The 15,904-nt window shown below is 69.1% G+C and carries 11 protein-coding genes; 5 read left to right on the forward strand and 6 right to left on the reverse strand.

The genetic code is table 11. The features are described 5' to 3' along the window. Positions 1-45 precede the first annotated feature (45 nt). Positions 46-1,743: an acyl-CoA dehydrogenase gene (locus tag G6N37_RS21540; RefSeq protein ID WP_163683444.1), complete on the forward strand. Its 1,698-nt coding sequence runs from the start codon at positions 46-48 to the stop codon at positions 1,741-1,743. Positions 1,744-1,785: 42 nt separating this feature from the next. On the opposite strand, the gene G6N37_RS26485 is transcribed toward G6N37_RS21540, so the two are convergent. Beyond that, positions 1,786-3,003, reverse strand: a complete 1,218-nt coding sequence (locus G6N37_RS26485; RefSeq protein ID WP_179961865.1) for a PPE family protein — start codon at positions 3,001-3,003, stop codon at positions 1,786-1,788. A gap of 356 nt (positions 3,004-3,359) precedes the next feature. Between G6N37_RS26485 and G6N37_RS21550 the strand changes: the two genes are divergently transcribed. Next, complete coding sequence (locus tag G6N37_RS21550; protein ID WP_163683445.1) at positions 3,360-4,052, forward strand: TetR/AcrR family transcriptional regulator; 693 nt, start codon at positions 3,360-3,362, stop codon at positions 4,050-4,052. Beyond that, the gene (locus tag G6N37_RS21555) at positions 4,049-4,990 is read left to right on the forward strand and encodes a R2-like ligand-binding oxidase (RefSeq protein ID WP_163683446.1); all 942 of its coding nucleotides are present in this window, start codon (positions 4,049-4,051) and stop codon (positions 4,988-4,990) included. Before G6N37_RS21550 ends, G6N37_RS21555 begins: the two co-directional genes overlap by 4 nt. On the opposite strand, the gene G6N37_RS21560 is transcribed toward G6N37_RS21555, so the two are convergent. Further along, positions 4,987-6,363 (reverse strand): NADP-dependent succinic semialdehyde dehydrogenase, encoded by a 1,377-nt coding sequence (locus tag G6N37_RS21560; RefSeq protein WP_163683447.1) that lies wholly within the window; start codon positions 6,361-6,363, stop codon positions 4,987-4,989. The genes G6N37_RS21555 and G6N37_RS21560 overlap by 4 nt on opposite strands. A 79-nt stretch (positions 6,364-6,442) precedes the next feature. On the opposite strand from G6N37_RS21560, the gene G6N37_RS21565 reads away from it, so the two are divergent. Continuing rightward, complete coding sequence (locus G6N37_RS21565) at positions 6,443-8,089, forward strand: acetolactate synthase large subunit (RefSeq protein ID WP_163683448.1); 1,647 nt, start codon at positions 6,443-6,445, stop codon at positions 8,087-8,089. Positions 8,090-8,137: 48 nt separating this feature from the next. Here the strand turns inward: G6N37_RS21565 and G6N37_RS21570 are convergent, their stop codons facing one another. Further along, positions 8,138-8,791 carry a class I SAM-dependent methyltransferase gene (locus tag G6N37_RS21570; RefSeq protein WP_163683449.1) on the reverse strand — a complete coding sequence of 218 codons (654 nt, stop codon included), beginning with the start codon at positions 8,789-8,791 and terminating at the stop codon, positions 8,138-8,140. Between the two features lie 35 nt (positions 8,792-8,826). After that, a complete protein-coding gene (locus G6N37_RS21575; protein ID WP_163683450.1) occupies positions 8,827-9,576 on the reverse strand; it encodes a class I SAM-dependent methyltransferase in 750 nt (249 codons plus the stop codon). 95 nt (positions 9,577-9,671) lie between these two features. Here G6N37_RS21575 and G6N37_RS21580 point away from each other — a divergent pair, with 95 nt between their 5' ends. After that, the gene (locus tag G6N37_RS21580) at positions 9,672-10,049 is read left to right on the forward strand and encodes an ArsR/SmtB family transcription factor (protein WP_163683451.1); all 378 of its coding nucleotides are present in this window, start codon (positions 9,672-9,674) and stop codon (positions 10,047-10,049) included. A gap of 41 nt (positions 10,050-10,090) precedes the next feature. Here the strand turns inward: G6N37_RS21580 and G6N37_RS21585 are convergent, their stop codons facing one another. Together G6N37_RS21585 and G6N37_RS21590 are read right to left on the reverse strand one after the other, a co-directional pair. Then, complete coding sequence (locus G6N37_RS21585; RefSeq protein ID WP_163683452.1) at positions 10,091-11,536, reverse strand: lipase maturation factor family protein; 1,446 nt, start codon at positions 11,534-11,536, stop codon at positions 10,091-10,093. An 89-nt stretch (positions 11,537-11,625) separates the two neighbouring features. Then, positions 11,626-15,876, reverse strand: a complete 4,251-nt coding sequence (locus tag G6N37_RS21590; RefSeq protein ID WP_232075587.1) for an alpha-(1->3)-arabinofuranosyltransferase — start codon at positions 15,874-15,876, stop codon at positions 11,626-11,628. Positions 15,877-15,904: the final 28 nt, after the last annotated feature.

Genomic DNA, 15,904 nt, shown 5'->3' on the forward strand with positions numbered 1-15,904 from the left:
CGTACCGTCGAGCCGCGTCCTTTTCCGAGCCCCGGGAGTCCCGTCATGTTGCTCAATCCCAACCACCTGCAACGCCAATACCCAGACCGGCGCTCGGCGGAGATCATGGCCGCGACCGTGGATTTCTTCGAATCGCGGGGCAAGGCGCGGCTGAAGGCCGACGACCACGAACGGGTCTGGTACTCCGAGTTTTTGGACCACATCGGGCGCGAGCGCATCTTCGCCTCGCTGCTGACACCGTCCGAGTACGGCGCCGGCGATTGCCGCTGGGACACCTACCGGATCAGCGAGTTCGCCGAGATCGTGGGCTTCTACGGGCTCAGCTACTGGTACCCCTTCCAGGTCACCGCGCTGGGGCTGGGCCCGATCTGGATGAGCGGCAATGAGGACGCCAAACGCAAGGCCGCCGCCCAGCTCGAGGCCGGCGAGGTGTTCGCCTTCGGACTCTCGGAGCAGACCCACGGCGCCGACGTCTACCAGACCGACATGATCCTGACGCCGTCGGAAGGGGGCTGGACCGCGAGCGGCGAGAAGTACTACATCGGCAACGCCAACGTGGCGCGGATGGTCTCGACGTTCGGCAAGATCGCCGGTTCTGACGAGTACGTGTTCTTCACCGCCGACTCCCAGCACGACCGGTACGACCTGATCAAGAACGTGGTGAACTCGCAGAACTTCGTCGCCAACTACGCGCTGCGCGACTACCCGGTCACCGAGGCCGACATCCTGCACCGGGGACCCGAGGCCTTCCACGCCGCCCTCAACACGGTCAACGTCTGCAAGTACAACCTGGGCTGGGGGGCGGTCGGCATGTGCACCCACGCCATGTACGAGGCGGTCACGCACGCCTCCAACCGCGTCCTCTACGGCACCGTCGTCACCGACTTCAGCCACGTGCGGCGGCTGCTCACCGACGCCTACCTGCGGCTGGTCGCGATGCGCCTGGTGTGCACCCGGGCCTGCGACTACATGCGCAGCGCGTCGGCGGACGACCGGCGCTACCTGCTGTACAGCCCGCTCACCAAGGCCAAAGTCACCAGCGAAGGGGAGCGGGTCGTGATCGCCCTGTGGGACGTCATCGCCGCCAAGGGGGTGGAGAAGGACACCTTCTTCGAGGCCGTCACCCGCGAGATCGGTTTGCTGCCACGGCTCGAGGGCACGGTGCACATCAACATCGGGCTGCTGGCCAAATTCATGCCCAACTTCCTCTTCGCCCCCAACAGCGAACTGCCCATCCTCGATCGGCGCGACGACGCGTCCGACGACGCGTTCCTCTTCGCCCAGGGGCCGACCGGAGGGCTGGGCAAGGTGCGCTTCCACGACTGGCGGGCGCCGTTCGATGGCTTCGGCCACCTGCCCAACGTCGCGCTGCTGCGCAAGCAGATCGACGTGCTCGCCGACATGCTGGCCAGCGCGACCCCTGGCGCCGCGCAGCAGAAGGACGTCGACTTCGCGTTCGCCGTGGGCCAGCTCTTCGCGACGGTGCCCTATGCGCAGCTCATCCTCGAGGAGGCCGCGCTGTCGGACGTGGACGAGACGTTGATCGACGGGATCTTCGCGGTGCTGGTCCGCGACTTCAACGGCTACGCAGTGGAGCTGAGCGACAAGCCCGCCACGACGGATGAGCAGGCCCGCTTCGCGACGCGGATGATCCGCCGCCCGGTCCACGACCCCACGCGGTACGCCCAGATCTGGAAGGAGCACATCCTTCCCCTCAACGGCGCGTACCAGATGCGGCCATAGGTCCAGCCGAATTCCGGCAAGCGCGGCAGGAGGTTGGCTCTGCTATTCGGCGGCGGCTGAGAGCGCGTCCAACAGAGCGTCGACGTTGAGCTGGGGTTGGATTCCTGCGGTTCCCGCCAGGCCCGGTGCGCTGGTGACAACGCCTGCCGCGGGTACCGCGCCTATCGCGCCGGAGGGGGTGGCGACAACGGGGGCGACGGGGAAGACGTAAGGGGTCGCGGTGACGGGGCCGGTAATGACGGTGCCGGCGTTGATCGCGGTGACGAGGCCGGTGCCGGCGTTGATGGTGACCTCGGCGCCTGCGCTGCCGGCGGTGACGGCGCCGCTGGGGATGGTGACCGCGGCGTTGACGCCGTTGATTTGGGTAACGGTGCCGGACGTGATGGTCCACGTTCCGGGACCAAAGGAGAGGACACCTGTACCAATAGGAACGGTCACCCCGCTCGGCGTCGTAACGGATCCGGGGGTGGAGAAATTGAACGAGGCGGCAGACCCGGGTAGCTGAGTGAAGACGACGGGGTTGCCGGGGGTGGCGGTGAAGGTCACGCCCGGACTGATGGTGGCGCCGCCGGGTGCGATGTTGGCGGTGCTGCCTGAAGGCAGGGGCGGGTCGACGAGGTTGGCCTGCTGAGTGGCCAGGGTCTGGGTCATCTGGGTCAGGGATTGGGTGCGGGCGCTGGTGGTGTTGGCGGCCGTCTGCGCCATCGACTGCGCTTGGGCGTCCTGGCCCGCCGGGTTGGTGGTCTGCGGCGGTTCATTGAATGACGTCATGGTGCTCGCGGTCGCCGAGTCGGCGGCGTAGACGTACATGGTGGCGGCGTCTTGGGCCCACATCTCGAAGTACTGGGCTTCGGTAACCGCGATCGCGGGGCCGTTTTGGCCGAAGAAGTTGGTGGCGATCAGCGCCATCAGCTGGGCGCGGTTGGCCGCGATCACCGGCGGAGGCACCGTCATCGCGAATGCCGCCGCATAGGCCGCGGCCGCCGCATACGCCTGCATGGCGGTGACTCCGGCTTGTGCGGCCGCGGCCTGCAGCCACGCCGCGTAGGGGGCGGCCGCGCCCGACATCGCCATCGACGACGGGCCGAACCATGCCAAGCCGGTCAGGTCGGCGAGTTGTGAAGAGTAGCCCGCTGCCGTGGATTCAAGCTCGGCGGCCACCGCGTTCCAGGCCGCCGCAGCGGCCAGCAGCGGTCCCGATCCCGGGCCGGCATACATCAACCCCGAGTTGACCTCCGGGGGCAGCAACCCGAAATCCATGGCCCCTCGCTCTCATTAGAACCAATGGCCAACGGACTCACCGACCATCGTCAACCTAACCACGACGGTTTAACCCGCGAGGGACTACTGCATTTTCGGCCCCATCACCGACGGACTAGCGCAGTCACCGCAACGACGACGCGCCGCGCCAATGCGTAGGGCGACCAGCCGGCCGACCTCGTCGAGTTCCTCGCGTCTGCCGACAAAGGGCCACTGGTCCAGCGCCAGCAAATATTAGCCAGCAGCTGGGGTTTTCCCCGGCGATTCGGACCGACGGAACCCGCCCTGCCAAACCCCTTGACTGTGACGCAGCTCACCGTAATATGACCAGTGGTCATCGACGCTAGGAGGCCGCAATGCCAACGGTGACTTGGGCGCGGGTCGACCCCGCTCGTCGCGCCGCCATCATCGAAGCCGCGGAACACGAGTTCGGGACGCACGGCTTCTCCCGGGGCAGCCTCAACGTCATCGCCCGGCGCGCCGGCGTCGCCAAAGGCAGCCTCTTCCAGTACTTCGCGGACAAGCGCGACCTCTACGCGTTCATCGCCGACATCGGCAGCCAGCGGGTGCGGGCCTACATGGAAGACCGCATCCGCGAGCTGGACCCGAGCCGGCCGTTCTTCGACTTCCTGACCGACTGGCTCGACGCGTGGGTGGCGTACTTCGCCGACCACCCGCACGAACGTGCGCTGCACGCCGCGGCGACCCTGGAAGTCGACACCGAAGCCCGCGTCAGCGTGCAGAACGTCATCCACCGGCACTACTTGGAAGTGATGCGGCCGCTCGTTCGCGACGCGAAGGCGCGCGGCGACCTGCGCGCCGACTCGGACACCGACGCGCTGTTGTCGTTGCTGCTCTTGATCTTTCCGCACCTGGCGCTGGCGCCCTACATGCGCGGGCTGGACCCGGTTCTCGGGCTCGACGAACCCACACCGGAACAGCCTGCTCTGGCGGTGCGCCGGCTCGTCGCGGTGCTGGCGGCCGCCTTCGCGGTGTCCCCGCGCCCTCCCGTCCACTCAGCCCCACAACAATCCGAGGAGGCCACATGACACGCACGCATTCGGGCTCGATGGTCAAAGGGGGGCTGAACTGGGACAGCCTGCCGTTGAAGCTGTTCGCCGGCGGCAACGCGAAGTTCTGGAACCCGGCCGACATCGACTTCTCCCGCGACCGCGCCGACTGGGAGCAGCTGACCGACGACGAACGCCACTACGCCGTCCGGCTGTGCGCGGAGTTCATCGCCGGCGAGGAAGCGGTGACCGAAGACATCCAGCCCTTCATGTCGGCGATGCGGGTCGAGGGCCGGCTGGGCGACGAAATGTACCTGACGCAGTTCGCGTTCGAGGAAGCCAAGCATGTCCAGGTGTTCCGGATGTGGCTCGACGCCGTCGGGGTCACCGACGACCTGCATCAATACCTCGACGACATCCCCACGTACCGGACGATCTTCTACGAGGAGTTGCCGGACTGCCTCAACGCCCTGTCGGTCGACCCGTCACCGGCCGCCCAGGTGCGGGCCTCGGTCACCTACAACCACATGGTCGAAGGCATGCTGGCGCTCACGGGCTACTTCGGCTGGCACAAGATCTGTGTGGAACGCGGCATCCTGCCCGGCATGCAGGAGCTGGTCCGGCGCATCGGCGACGACGAGCGGCGCCACATGGCGTGGGGCACGTTCACCTGCCGCCGCCACGTCGCCGCCGACGACGCGAACTGGGGCGTCTTCGAGACGCGCATGAACGAACTCATGCCGCTGGGGCTGCGCCTCATCGAAGAGGGCTTCGCCCTTTACGATCCGATGCCGTTCGGCCTCTCGGTGGACGAGTTCATGCAGTACGCGGCCGACAAGGGCATGCGACGCTTCGGCACCATCTCCAGCGCCCGCGGGCGCCCGCTCGAAGAGATCGACCTCGACTACTCGCCGCTGCAGCTCGAGGACACCTTCGCCGACGAGGACGAGAAGGCGCTGGCCGCCGCGTCGGTCTAGCCGACCCACACCGTCTTGGCGTTGACGAAGGCGCGAATGCCCAGGCCCGCGAGTTCGCGGCCGTAGCCGGAGCGCTTGACGCCGCCGAAGCCCAGCTCCGGGTAGGACACCGTCATCCCGTTGATGAAGACCTGCCCGGCCTCGATCTCGTCGATGAAGCGCCGCTGTTCGGCCTCGTCATTGGTCCAGGCGTTGGAACCCAGCCCGAACGTGGTGGCGTTGGCGATCTCGATGGCCTCGTCGATGCTCTCGGCGCGGTACATCGACGCGACGGGGCCGAACACCTCTTCGGTGTAGAGGGCCATGTCCTTGGTGATGTCGGTGACCACGGTCGGCGGGTAGAACCACCCCGGCCGGTCGATCGGCTTGCCGCCGGTGCGCAGCTTTGCCCCCGCCGCGACGGCGTCGTCGACCTGTTTGGCGATCTCGTCGCGCCCGGACTCGGTGGCCAGCGGGCCCACGTCGGTGTCGGGGTCGGTCGGGTCGCCGACCTTGAGCGCAGCCATCCGCTCGGTGAACTTGTCGACGAACGCGTCGTAGATGTCGGCGTGAACGATGAAGCGCTTGGCGGCGATGCAGGACTGGCCGTTGTTCTGGACGCGCGCGGTGACCGCGGTCTTGGCGGCCTCGTCGAGATCCGCCGACGGCATGACGATGAACGGGTCGCTGCCGCCGAGCTCGAGCACGGTGGGTTTGATCTCGTCGCCGGCGATGGCGGCGACCGACTGGCCGGCCGGCTCGCTGCCGGTCAGCGTGGCCGCCGCGACGCGCGGGTCGCGCAGGATGCGCTCGACCGCGCTGGACGAGACGAGCAGGGTCTGGAAGCAGCCGTCGGGGAAGCCGCCGCGGGCGATGACGTCGGCAAGGTAAAGCGCGGACTGCGGCACGTTGGACGCGTGCTTGAGGATGCCGACGTTGCCGGCCATCAGCGCCGGAGCGGCGAACCGGACCGCCTGCCAGAGCGGGAAGTTCCACGGCATCACCGCCAGCACCACGCCCAGCGGCTGGTAGCGGATGTACGCCTTGGAGGCGCCGACCGCGGCCGCGTCGGCCGGCTCGTCGGCCAGCAGCTTCTCGGCGTTCTCGGCGTAGTAGCGGAAACCCTTGGCACACTTGAGCGTTTCGGCCTTGGCGGAGGCCAGCGTCTTGCCCATCTCCTGGGTCATCATCGCCGCGACCTCGTCCGCCTCCTTCTCCAACAGGTCGGCGGTCGCGTTTGCCCACCCCGCGCGCTGGGCAAAGGTGGTGTTATGGCGGTAGTCCTGGAACCGGGCGTACGCGCGGGCGATCGCCGCGTCGACTTCCTCGTCGGTGGCGGGGGTGAAGGTCTTTACCGTCTCGCCGGTGGCCGGGTTGATCGTGGCGATGGGCACGCTGACATCCTTCGCTTCGGAGTTGGTAAGAGGTCCAACACCCAGCCTGCCACTATCGTTCCCCCAAGGGAGGTGCCGGATGAGTAAAGCCGCCGAGCTGATGGTCAAGTGCCTGGAAAACGAGGGTGTTTCCGTGGTCTTCGGCCTGCCGGGGGAGGAGAACATCCGCTTCGTGCAGGCGTTGGCGTCGTCGAGCATCCGCTATGTGCTCACCCGGCACGAGCAAGGCGCGGCCTTCATGGCCGAGATGTACGGGCGGGTCACGGGGCGGGCGGCGGTGGTGTCGAGCACCCTGGGTCCGGGCGCCATCAACATGCAACTCGGCGTGGCCGACGCCACCACCAACAGCACGCCGCTGGTCGCCGTCTCCGCGCAGGTGGGTCAGGACCGGGAGTTCAAGGAGTCGCACCAGTACGTCGACCTGGTGTCGATGTTCGCGCCCATCACCCGGTGGGCCGCCGGGGTCCCCACCGCGCGCGCCATACCGGAGATGTTCCGCAAGGCGTTCAAGGTCGCCGAGACCGAACGCCCGGCCGCGGTCTACCTCGCGGTTCCCGAGCACATCGATGCCGACGAGACCGACTACGACCTGACGCCGTTGCCGCGCAACGTCGTCCGTCCCGACGCACCCGCACCCGGCCAGGTGGAACGCGCGGTTGACATCCTGCGCAGGGCGAAGCGGCCGGTCGTGCTCGCCGGGCACGGCGCCGCCCGGGGAAACGCCACCGCGGCCCTGGTCCGGTTCTCCGAAGCATTCGGCATCCCGGTGGCCAACACATTCCACGGCAAGGGCGTGATGCCCGACGACCATCCCAACAGCATCGGCACCCTCGGGTTCATGCGGCACGACTACGTGAACTTCGGCTTCGACAATGCCGACGTGGTCATCGCCGTCGGGTACGAGCTGCAGGAGTTCGATCCCGTCCGGATCAACCCCCAGGCCGACAAGAAGATCATCCACATCCATCGTTTCCCGGCCGAGGTCGACGCGCACTATTCGGTGGACGTGGGGATCATCGGCGACATCGGCGCTTCTTTGGATGCATTGACGGAAGCGCTCGACGGGCACGCCTACGAAGCCGATCCCGAGGTGCCCGGCCACGGCCTGCTGGCCGAGGAATTCGCTCGCGGACAACAGGATTCGCGTTACCCGTTGGCCCCCGCGCGGGTGGTGGCCGATACCCGCGCCGCGCTGGGCCGCAGCGACGTCGTCCTGGTGGACACCGGCGCCACCAAGATGTGGATGGCCCGGCTCTACCCGACGTATGAGTGCAACACCTGCCTGGTGTCAAACGGGTTGTCCACCATGGGGTTTGCCCTACCCGGTGCGCTCGGTGTGAAGCTGGCGCGGCCCGACACGAAGGTGTTGGCGGTCGTCGGCGACGGCGCGTTCCTGATGAACTCGCAGGAAATCGAGACCGCCGTCCGCGAGCGGATACCGCTGGTCGTGCTGATCTGGGAGGACGGCGGCTACGGCCTGATCGAGTGGAAGATGGACCTCGAACTCGGCGCGCACTACTACGTGAAGTTCGGTAACCCCGATGTGGTGAAGTATGCGGAAAGCTTCGGCGCCAAGGGATATCGGATCAACAGCGCCGAGGAGCTGTTGCCGACGCTGCGGGCGGCGCTCGACGACGAAGGCGTCTCGGTGATCGCCTGCCCGGTCGACTACTCCGAGAACCTGCGGTTGACCGACCGGCTCGGCGAGCTGGACGAGACGCTGTAGATCCCTTCCAAATCGTTTGCGGGAGTGCGCCTTCGGTTCATTCACCCGCTAGGCTGTGCTCGGAGTTGCGATGACGACATCGGTGACAAGTCCCAAGCGATGCACTCGTGAGTGATGCAGGATCTGCCAGTCGTGGCCAATCAGGGCGCTCATGTTGATGGGGCGACATCCGCCCACCAGTCGGGGCGCAACATCCCACAGCCCGGTCCAGGTTCGCGAAACGCCTCGTTCAGTCACGCGTTCCCCGTGGCCAAGGCTGGCCACGCACAGCCGGCCGTCGGGGGCCAGAATCCGCCGGAGATCGTTGAGGACCGCTCGGGCATACTCCGCCTCGAGTAGGTCGAACACGAACGTGGACAGCACACGGTCCGCGGATGCGTCATCGGCGGGCAACGGCAGGGAGCCGTCGACCAGTGTGGCCTTCGCCCGTTCCGGCCAGGCGGCTAACCGACTCTTGGCTAAGTTGATCATGACCGGGCTGATGTCCACGCCGAGGTAGGTGACACTGGATGGAAGTGCACGCAGCAGGCGCTGAGCCAAGCGTCCTGTGCCGCAACCGAACTCGAAAATTGTCTGGTTACCCCCGAGTTCTGCGTTGGCTACGAGCCGGTCCGTCGTCGCATCCTCGTAAAAGGCCTGCCAGTCCTGGACTCTTCCGATCCGGTCGTAGACCGCGCGGGCCTGTTTCAAGGTGAGCGCCACGGTGCGCTTTCCCTCCCTGTCGTCGAGAACGCCGGTCAGCTTGCGGTGCGACGGAGTTCGTAGCGCCACAGCTCGAACAGACCGTTCGCGCGCCGAATAGCCGCCGGTTCGACAGCGGTTGGCTCCGCGTCGACCAGTTCCCAGCCCGCAGTGCCGAAGCGTTGCTTGACTTCCTCGACGGTCACGCCGGCATGCATGGGCGCGGCCCTGGGTGGCCTGCGAAAGCCGTACATCAGAAGAGTGGCGTCCGGCGCGGCGGCCTCGGAGAGGCCCGTGACGTAGGCGGCTCGCCGATCTTCGGGCAGCGTGTGAAAGCAGCCGAAGTCCAACAGCAAGGTGTAGCCGTCGCCGATGCCGAGATCGTCTGAGCGGGTCACGTCGCCTTCGATCCATCGCGGTGCCACCCCAGCGGCGGTGGCCTTGCGACGTGCGAGGGCCAACGCCTTGGGCACCATGTCAACGCCTGTCACATCCCAGCCGTGAGCGGCGAGATAGATGGCGTCGGTGCCGGTGCCGCAGCCGACATCCAGGGCGCGTCCCGCCGGCAGTGCCGCGGGTCCTTCGACCAGCTCGACCAGCTCGGCCGGTGGCGTCGCCCGGCACCAGATGATGAGACCCACCCGGTAGATGAACCGATAGACAACCTGATACCAGCGCAAACCGTCACGGGCGTGCCGACGGGGCATCAGCTGGTTGATCAACGCGCCGCCGACGGCAACCATCACGAGTCGGACGGGATGTCCCCGGCGACGGCGGGTTGTCTCGGAGTTCTTCGCTTCGCGCATGATTCGACTCCCGTCGATGAGCGCCCTGCCATCACTGGCACGTCCCTCGAAGGCCGCCTTGCCATTATTACACCATATTGTGTAATTATGGAATAATGACTGAGACACCGACGTGTGCCGCGGTAGGACCGGCCGGAGTGGCGGGCAAGCCGCCCCTGCGAAACCGGCCGCTGGTTACCTCCGAGCAGGCCGCCGACGTTGTCGGGCTCTTCAAGGTGATGGGCAACGACACCCGGCTGCGGCTGCTGCATGCGATGCATCGTGGGGGCGAGGTGTCTGTCGGTGAGCTGGCCGAACAGGTGGGCATGCGGGTGCAGGCGGTATCCAATCAGCTGCAACGTTTGTCGGATCGCGGCATGGTCGCCGGCCGCCGCGACGGCGCCCGCATCTTGTATTCGGTGGCCGATCCGTGTATTCCGGCGCTACTGGATCTGGCGTTGTGTCTGATCGAGGAAACCGGAACTCAGCGATGAACACCACAACGACGACGGCGACGACGACGACGCGGCATAGCTCAGCCGCGCTGTGACGTCGCCGTCGGCAACGCCATCGGCCGGACGTATCCGCCGACCAGCGTCCGATGCCACCAGGCGCGCTCGCGGCGCAGCTCGGCGGGTGTGGTGAACCGATACTCGTACAGCAGTGCGCGCACGTACCGTGGCGGTGAATCCGGAAATGGATTGTGCCGCAACAGGCGCAGCGTGGGGCGGTCGTTGCGCAGCAGGCGCTGCAGGAACGGGGTCAGCCACGGCTGCGCGTAGGCGGGCGAGATGGCGGCGAACCACATCAGCCAGTCCAGGCGCAGGTGATAGGGCGCCCACTGGCGCGGAAGCCGGCCCACGGCGCCGGGTTTGCCCTTGAACTCGTACTCCTTCCAGGCCGTCTGGTCGGTGAGGCGTGCGTCGTCGGTTCCTTCGATGACCACCTCGTGGCGGACGCGGCCGATGCTGCCGAACGCGCCGTAGGTGTTCACCAGATGAAAGGAGTTGAACGACATGTTCATTCGCTGGCGCGAGGACAGCATGTTGCGCACCGGCCAGTAGCTCATGAACAGCACCGCCGCCGCGAACGCGACGACCAGCGTGACGAACCACAGCGGTGTCGCCGAAAACGCCGGATGGGCGGGCATGCCGAACAGCGCCGATATCGACGAGTCGTCGATCGCGCTGCAGGCCAACAGAATCGTCACCCAATTCAGCCACGCGAAGTTACCCGACGCCACCAGCCACAGCTGCGTGACCACCACGATCGCCGCGGCGATGCTCGCCGCCGGCTGCGGTGCGAACAAGCCGAACGGCACGATCAACTGCGCGAAGTGGTTGCCCGCCACCTCTATTCGGTGCAGCGGCTTCGGCAGGTGGTGGAAGAACCAGCTGAGCGGCCCGGGCATGGGTTGCGTCTCGTGGTGGTAGTACAGACACGTCAGGTCGCGCCAGCACGGGTCGCCACGCATCTTGATCAGCCCCGCACCGAACTCGACGCGGAACAACAGCAACCGGGCCATCCACAACGTCAGCACCGGCGGCGCCACCCCGCCGTTGCCGAGGAAGATCATCAGGAAGCCGCTCTCCAGCAGCAGCGACTCCCACCCGAACGCATACCAGGTCTGTCCGACGTTGACGATCGAAAGGTAGAGCACCCAGAGCGCCAGCCACATCAGCATCGCCGCCCACAGCGGCACCGCGTCGGCCGCGCCCGCGACGACCGCCGCCGAGAGCGCCGCACCGAACCAGGAGGCCGCCGAGAACAGGCGATCGGAGTAGCGCAGGTGAAACAGGCTCGGTGTCCGCCAAAACGACTGCCCGGCAAGAAACCGCGGGACGGGCTGTATCCCGTGCTCCCCGATCAGCGCGCGGAACTGGGCCGCGGCCGCGACGAACGCCAGCAGGTAGACCACCGCCACGCCGCGCTCGAGCACCAGCCTGCCGAGCCAATATTCGGGTGCGGAAAACCAGCCCATGGCCGTAACTCCTCGGACGGTCGCGGTCACCAGAGACCCGCATATCCAGTCAATCAGGCGACAAACCGGTAGCCAATACCCGCAACCGGCTATTTATCCCCGGGCTGCCGCACCCGGCCCGGCAAGACCACCGCGGAAGCGGCGAGCACCGCGAGCGAAATCAACGCCAGCAGCTGAACATTCGCGGAATGACCCGCGTAGCCGTCGACCGACCGCCAGGGATGCCGGGACAACACCGCCCCGGCCACGATGAGCCCACCGGCGCTGAGCGCCATCGTGGCGCGGTCCAAACGCCGGCCCGGCAGCGCGTACCGCAGGCCCAGGGCGGCGCCGACCACGGCGGCCCCGGGCACACCGGCGATCACCGCCCCGCAGGCCAGCACCGCGACCGCCGCCCACGCCCCCGGCGTCCACGGCCGGGCGGGCGCGTCGCCGGTCCGCCCGGGCCGGGTGCGCCACAGCGCGAGCAGGGCCAGCAGCGGCAGCAAGGCCAGCCCCACCGCCAGACCCGCCCGGTAGGCGCCGTTGGACGGGAAGGTCAGCGTGATGGTGCCGGGGTCTCCCGGGGGCACCACCCAGCCCTGCTGCCACCCGTTCACGGCCACCGGGGTCAGGCGGGTCCCGGCGCTGGTGCGCGCCACCCAGCCGGGGTTGATGCTTTCGGGAATGACCAGGACCCGGGGGGTGGCCGACGGCGGAGCCTGCACTTCCCGACGGTCGGGGCCCCATGCGCGCCACACGGGGGCTGCGGAGGCGGCGCCGGGCTGGGGGGCCGCAGGTGCCGGCGGGGACAGGTCGACGCCGTCGACAACGAACTGGGCGCCCGGGCTGACCAGCAGCTCCTGCTGGCCCGCGGGCAGCGCGATCGGGTCGCGATCGCAGGCCCGCGCCGCGATGGGCTGGTCGTCGAGCAGCGCGCCGACGGTGGCACGGATCGACGTGTGCACGAACCGGCCCGCGAGGGCGATGACCGGGCCGTGGTCGCAGTCGACGGCGATCTCGCGCGCGCGGTCGCGGGCGGCGTCGGCGGGTGCGATCGGGCTGCCGCCGGCGCCGAGCACCGCGAGCTCGGCCAGCCCCGGCGGCTTGAGCTGATCGAAACCGAGCGCGTTGCGGTCGATGACGTCTTCCCAGTCCAGCAGGCTCACCGTGACGCTGTCGGTCACCCGGGGATTGAGCGGGATCGTCTGCGGTTGGCCGGGCCTCAACGCGCGCACCTGCGGGCCGTCGCCCAGGTTGACGGCCACCATCGTGGGGTGCGCGGGCAACGCCGACCGGCTCGGCACCAGCCGCAGCCCGGTCACCTCGGTGGGCCGCGGCAGCGCGAGCGTCAGGGTGGGCGGGGTCTTGTGTTGCACCACCCGCTGCGGTGCCGTCCACGCGGTGGCCGGGTCGCCGTCGGTCGCCGCGTACGCCGACCCGAGGACGTCCACCAGGTCGGCGTCACCCCGCGCCCGGGTGGTGTCCGGCTCGGCGATCAGGTCGGCCAGCTTGGGCCCCTGCCGGGGCCGCACCCACACCAGCGGGGTCACCGACATCGGCGACGGAACGGTCAGCGTCCGGCTGAGATTGACCGGCTCTTCGGGCGCCAGGGCCATCGACGGCGCGCAACGCACACCGTCGGGCGTCGGCGCGCAGCCCGGCCTGCCGAGCAGGTCGGAACCCAGGTCCCAGCCCGCGATGGCCGCGCCGGGTGGCGGCCCGGGCACCCGCACGGTGTGCCGCAGCTCGACCGGGTGGGCGAAGCCGGAGGCGTCGTACTGGGTGACCGTCAGGTCGGTGATGCCGAATTGCACACCGGGAGAACCGTCGTCGGTGCCCGCGGCGGTGATCCGCACCCACGGCGTCTCGCCGTAGGGCAGGGCGACGGCGAGCGGCTTGCCGGGCTCATCGAAGCGCAGGGTGGTGCTGCCGGTCGCGGTTTCGACCAGGATGCGGCGCACCTGCGCGCCGACCGCGGTCGCGCTGGGGGTCAGGGTGATCGCCGCGTTGGTCACCGGATGGTCGAAATCGACCTGCAGCCACTGGCCGACGGCGGACTGCAGGGAGTTGGACACCCACGCGGTCGCCGGGTCGCCGTCGACCGCGGCGACGGGGGAGGTCGCCGGAGCGACGTCGGGCATCGCGGTGGAGTCCGACGACGAGCTCGACACGGTGACCCGCCCGCCGGTCCAGGCGCCGGCGACCGGGTCGGTGCCGGGGACGGGGTAGTCGGGCACCCGGTTGTAGGTGTGCCGCGCGTCGCCCGCGGCGCGGACGGCCGACGAATGCTGGTCCACCCGGCCGTAGTCGGTCTCCCGGGCCACCGGGGTGTCGGTGACCGTCACCGCCGGCACCGGCAACCCGGCGCCGCGCGCGTCGGCGGTCATCAGCACCGGACCCAGCGGCGGCCGACCCTGCAGCCGGCGCCGCTCGTCGAGGCGCAGCAGCACCTCCGGTCCACCGTCGACGCGGGGCATCCGGTCGACGTCGGCGAGGTACGGCGCGCCCGGATCGCCGGCGATGCCCACCCGGTATATCTCGACGGCCGGGTATCGCGGACGCAGTCCACTGTCGGCGACGAAGCCCGCCAGGGTGCCGGGCCCCACCGGCTCGCCGAACTGCGCCACCTTCTGCAGCCCCGGGGATCCGTCGACGGCGCGGTGCACCAGGAGCGGACGCGCCGAGCGTGACGTATCCGGGTCCAGGTCGTTGCGTACCACCACATACGAAATACCTTGGCGCGCAAGAGTATCGGCCAGGCCGGCCGAGGGGCGCCCGGCGGCGAACAGGCGCTGCACGGAATCGAGGGCCCGGATGGTCTGCGGCGGGGTCAGCGGTATGGAGTCGCGCACGCCCCACGGGCTGCCGCCGAGCACCTGCAGCGGCTCGTCATGGCTGGTGCCCCACACCTGCGTGGCGAACGGCGCCCCGGGGGCCACCAGCACCCGGCCCGGGACGGGCGTCCCGGTGTTGTGCGCGTCGAGCCAGGCGGCGGTCTCCTGCCAGTACCGGGGTATCGCGCTGAAGGTGCCGGGCGGGGTCAGCCGGCCGGTCCACGCCAGCGAGGTGCTCACCATCAGCGCCGTCAGGACGACGATCGCGACCGCCACCCGCCGGTCGCGCTCGGGGTGAGCGAACGCGCGCAGCCACACCGACGCGGGTCGCCGGCCGGGCAGCGGTATCCGCCCCAACGCGTGGGCGAGGCCCAGCACGATCGGGATCCGGATCACCGACCCCAGCTTGTGCACGTTGCGCAGCGGTGCGCCGCCGGCGTCCAGGAACGCCTGCACCGCGTGCGCCACCGGCGAGCCCAGGCCGCCGCTGTAGCCGGCGGCCATCAACACCACGCCGGCCAACAGCATCGTCACCAGCCGCCCGCGGGCCGGGATCGCCGGACTGGCCAGTCCCGCCAGCCCCGCCGCGGCCACCAGGCACGTCGCCAGGACGGCCGCCGAGCCGGTCACCAGCGACGCGCCCGCGGTGGCGGTCGGCGCGACGTACGGGGTCCAGCTGTCGGTGCCGCGCAGTATCTCGGTCAGCGACGACCATTGCGTCGTCACGCCGGAGGACTCGATGAAGTCCAGGAACGGCGGGCTGATGGCGCGCAGCATCACCAGCGCCACCACCCACCACGCCATCGCCAGGGACAGCGCCACCAGCCACCACCCGGTGTAGCGCCACCACAGCCGGTTCGGCCGGTGGCAGGCCCACCAGATCACCGCGGGCAGGCAGCCGGCCAGCGTGGCGATCGCGTTGACCGCGCCCATCAACGCGACGGCCAAACCGGCCTGAGCGGCGAGCGCCCGCACCGACCGGTTGCCGGAAGCGCGCCCCCCTGATTTCAGGGCCAGGATCGTGGGCAGCAACACCCACGGCGAAAGCATCATCGGCAGGGTTTCCGACGAGATGGACCCCAGGGTGGTCAGCACCCGCGGCGACAGCGCGAACGCGGCGGCGCCGATCACCCGCGATGCCGGGCTGCCGATGCCCAGCGCCTCGGCGACCCGCAGCAGCCCCCAGAACCCGACCGTGAGCAGCAGCGCCCACCACAGCCGTTGGGTGACCCACCCCGGCACCGAGAGCAGGTGGCCGATCGCGAAGAACGTGCCGTGCGGGAACAGGTACCCGTAGGCCTGATTCTGCGCCTGCCCGAACGGCAGCTCGCTGTTCCACAGGTTGGTGGCCCGGGCCAGGAAGCGCAGCGGGTTGGCGGTGAGGTCGAGCTTGGTGTCGGGGGAGACCCGCCCGGGAGACTGCGCGAACGTCAACGCGCATGCGAGCGCCCCCACCAGCAGCAGCCACCGGCGCGACAGCGGCTCGGCCGATGAACATGGGACGGGCGAGCCGGCCTCGGCGATGGCCGCTGGATCCGACGGCGGCGACCCG

This window comes from Mycobacterium seoulense, assembly GCF_010731595.1.
Taxonomy (GTDB): Bacteria; Actinomycetota; Actinomycetes; order Mycobacteriales; family Mycobacteriaceae; genus Mycobacterium; species Mycobacterium seoulense.

Excerpts from the sequence above, each read along its gene's own strand:
- G6N37_RS21540 (WP_163683444.1), top strand. The coding sequence starts at position 46 with ATGTTGCTCAATCCCAACCACCTGCAACGCCAATACCCAGACCGGCGC.
- G6N37_RS21555 (WP_163683446.1), top strand. The coding sequence starts at position 4,049 with ATGACACGCACGCATTCGGGCTCGATGGTCAAAGGGGGGCTGAACTGG.
- G6N37_RS21550 (WP_163683445.1), top strand. The coding sequence starts at position 3,360 with ATGCCAACGGTGACTTGGGCGCGGGTCGACCCCGCTCGTCGCGCCGCC.
- G6N37_RS26485 (WP_179961865.1), bottom strand. The coding sequence starts at position 3,003 with ATGGATTTCGGGTTGCTGCCCCCGGAGGTCAACTCGGGGTTGATGTAT.
- G6N37_RS21565 (WP_163683448.1), top strand. The coding sequence starts at position 6,443 with ATGAGTAAAGCCGCCGAGCTGATGGTCAAGTGCCTGGAAAACGAGGGT.
- G6N37_RS21580 (WP_163683451.1), top strand. The coding sequence starts at position 9,672 with ATGACTGAGACACCGACGTGTGCCGCGGTAGGACCGGCCGGAGTGGCG.
- G6N37_RS21585 (WP_163683452.1), bottom strand. The coding sequence starts at position 11,536 with ATGGGCTGGTTTTCCGCACCCGAATATTGGCTCGGCAGGCTGGTGCTC.
- G6N37_RS21575 (WP_163683450.1), bottom strand. The coding sequence starts at position 9,576 with ATGCGCGAAGCGAAGAACTCCGAGACAACCCGCCGTCGCCGGGGACAT.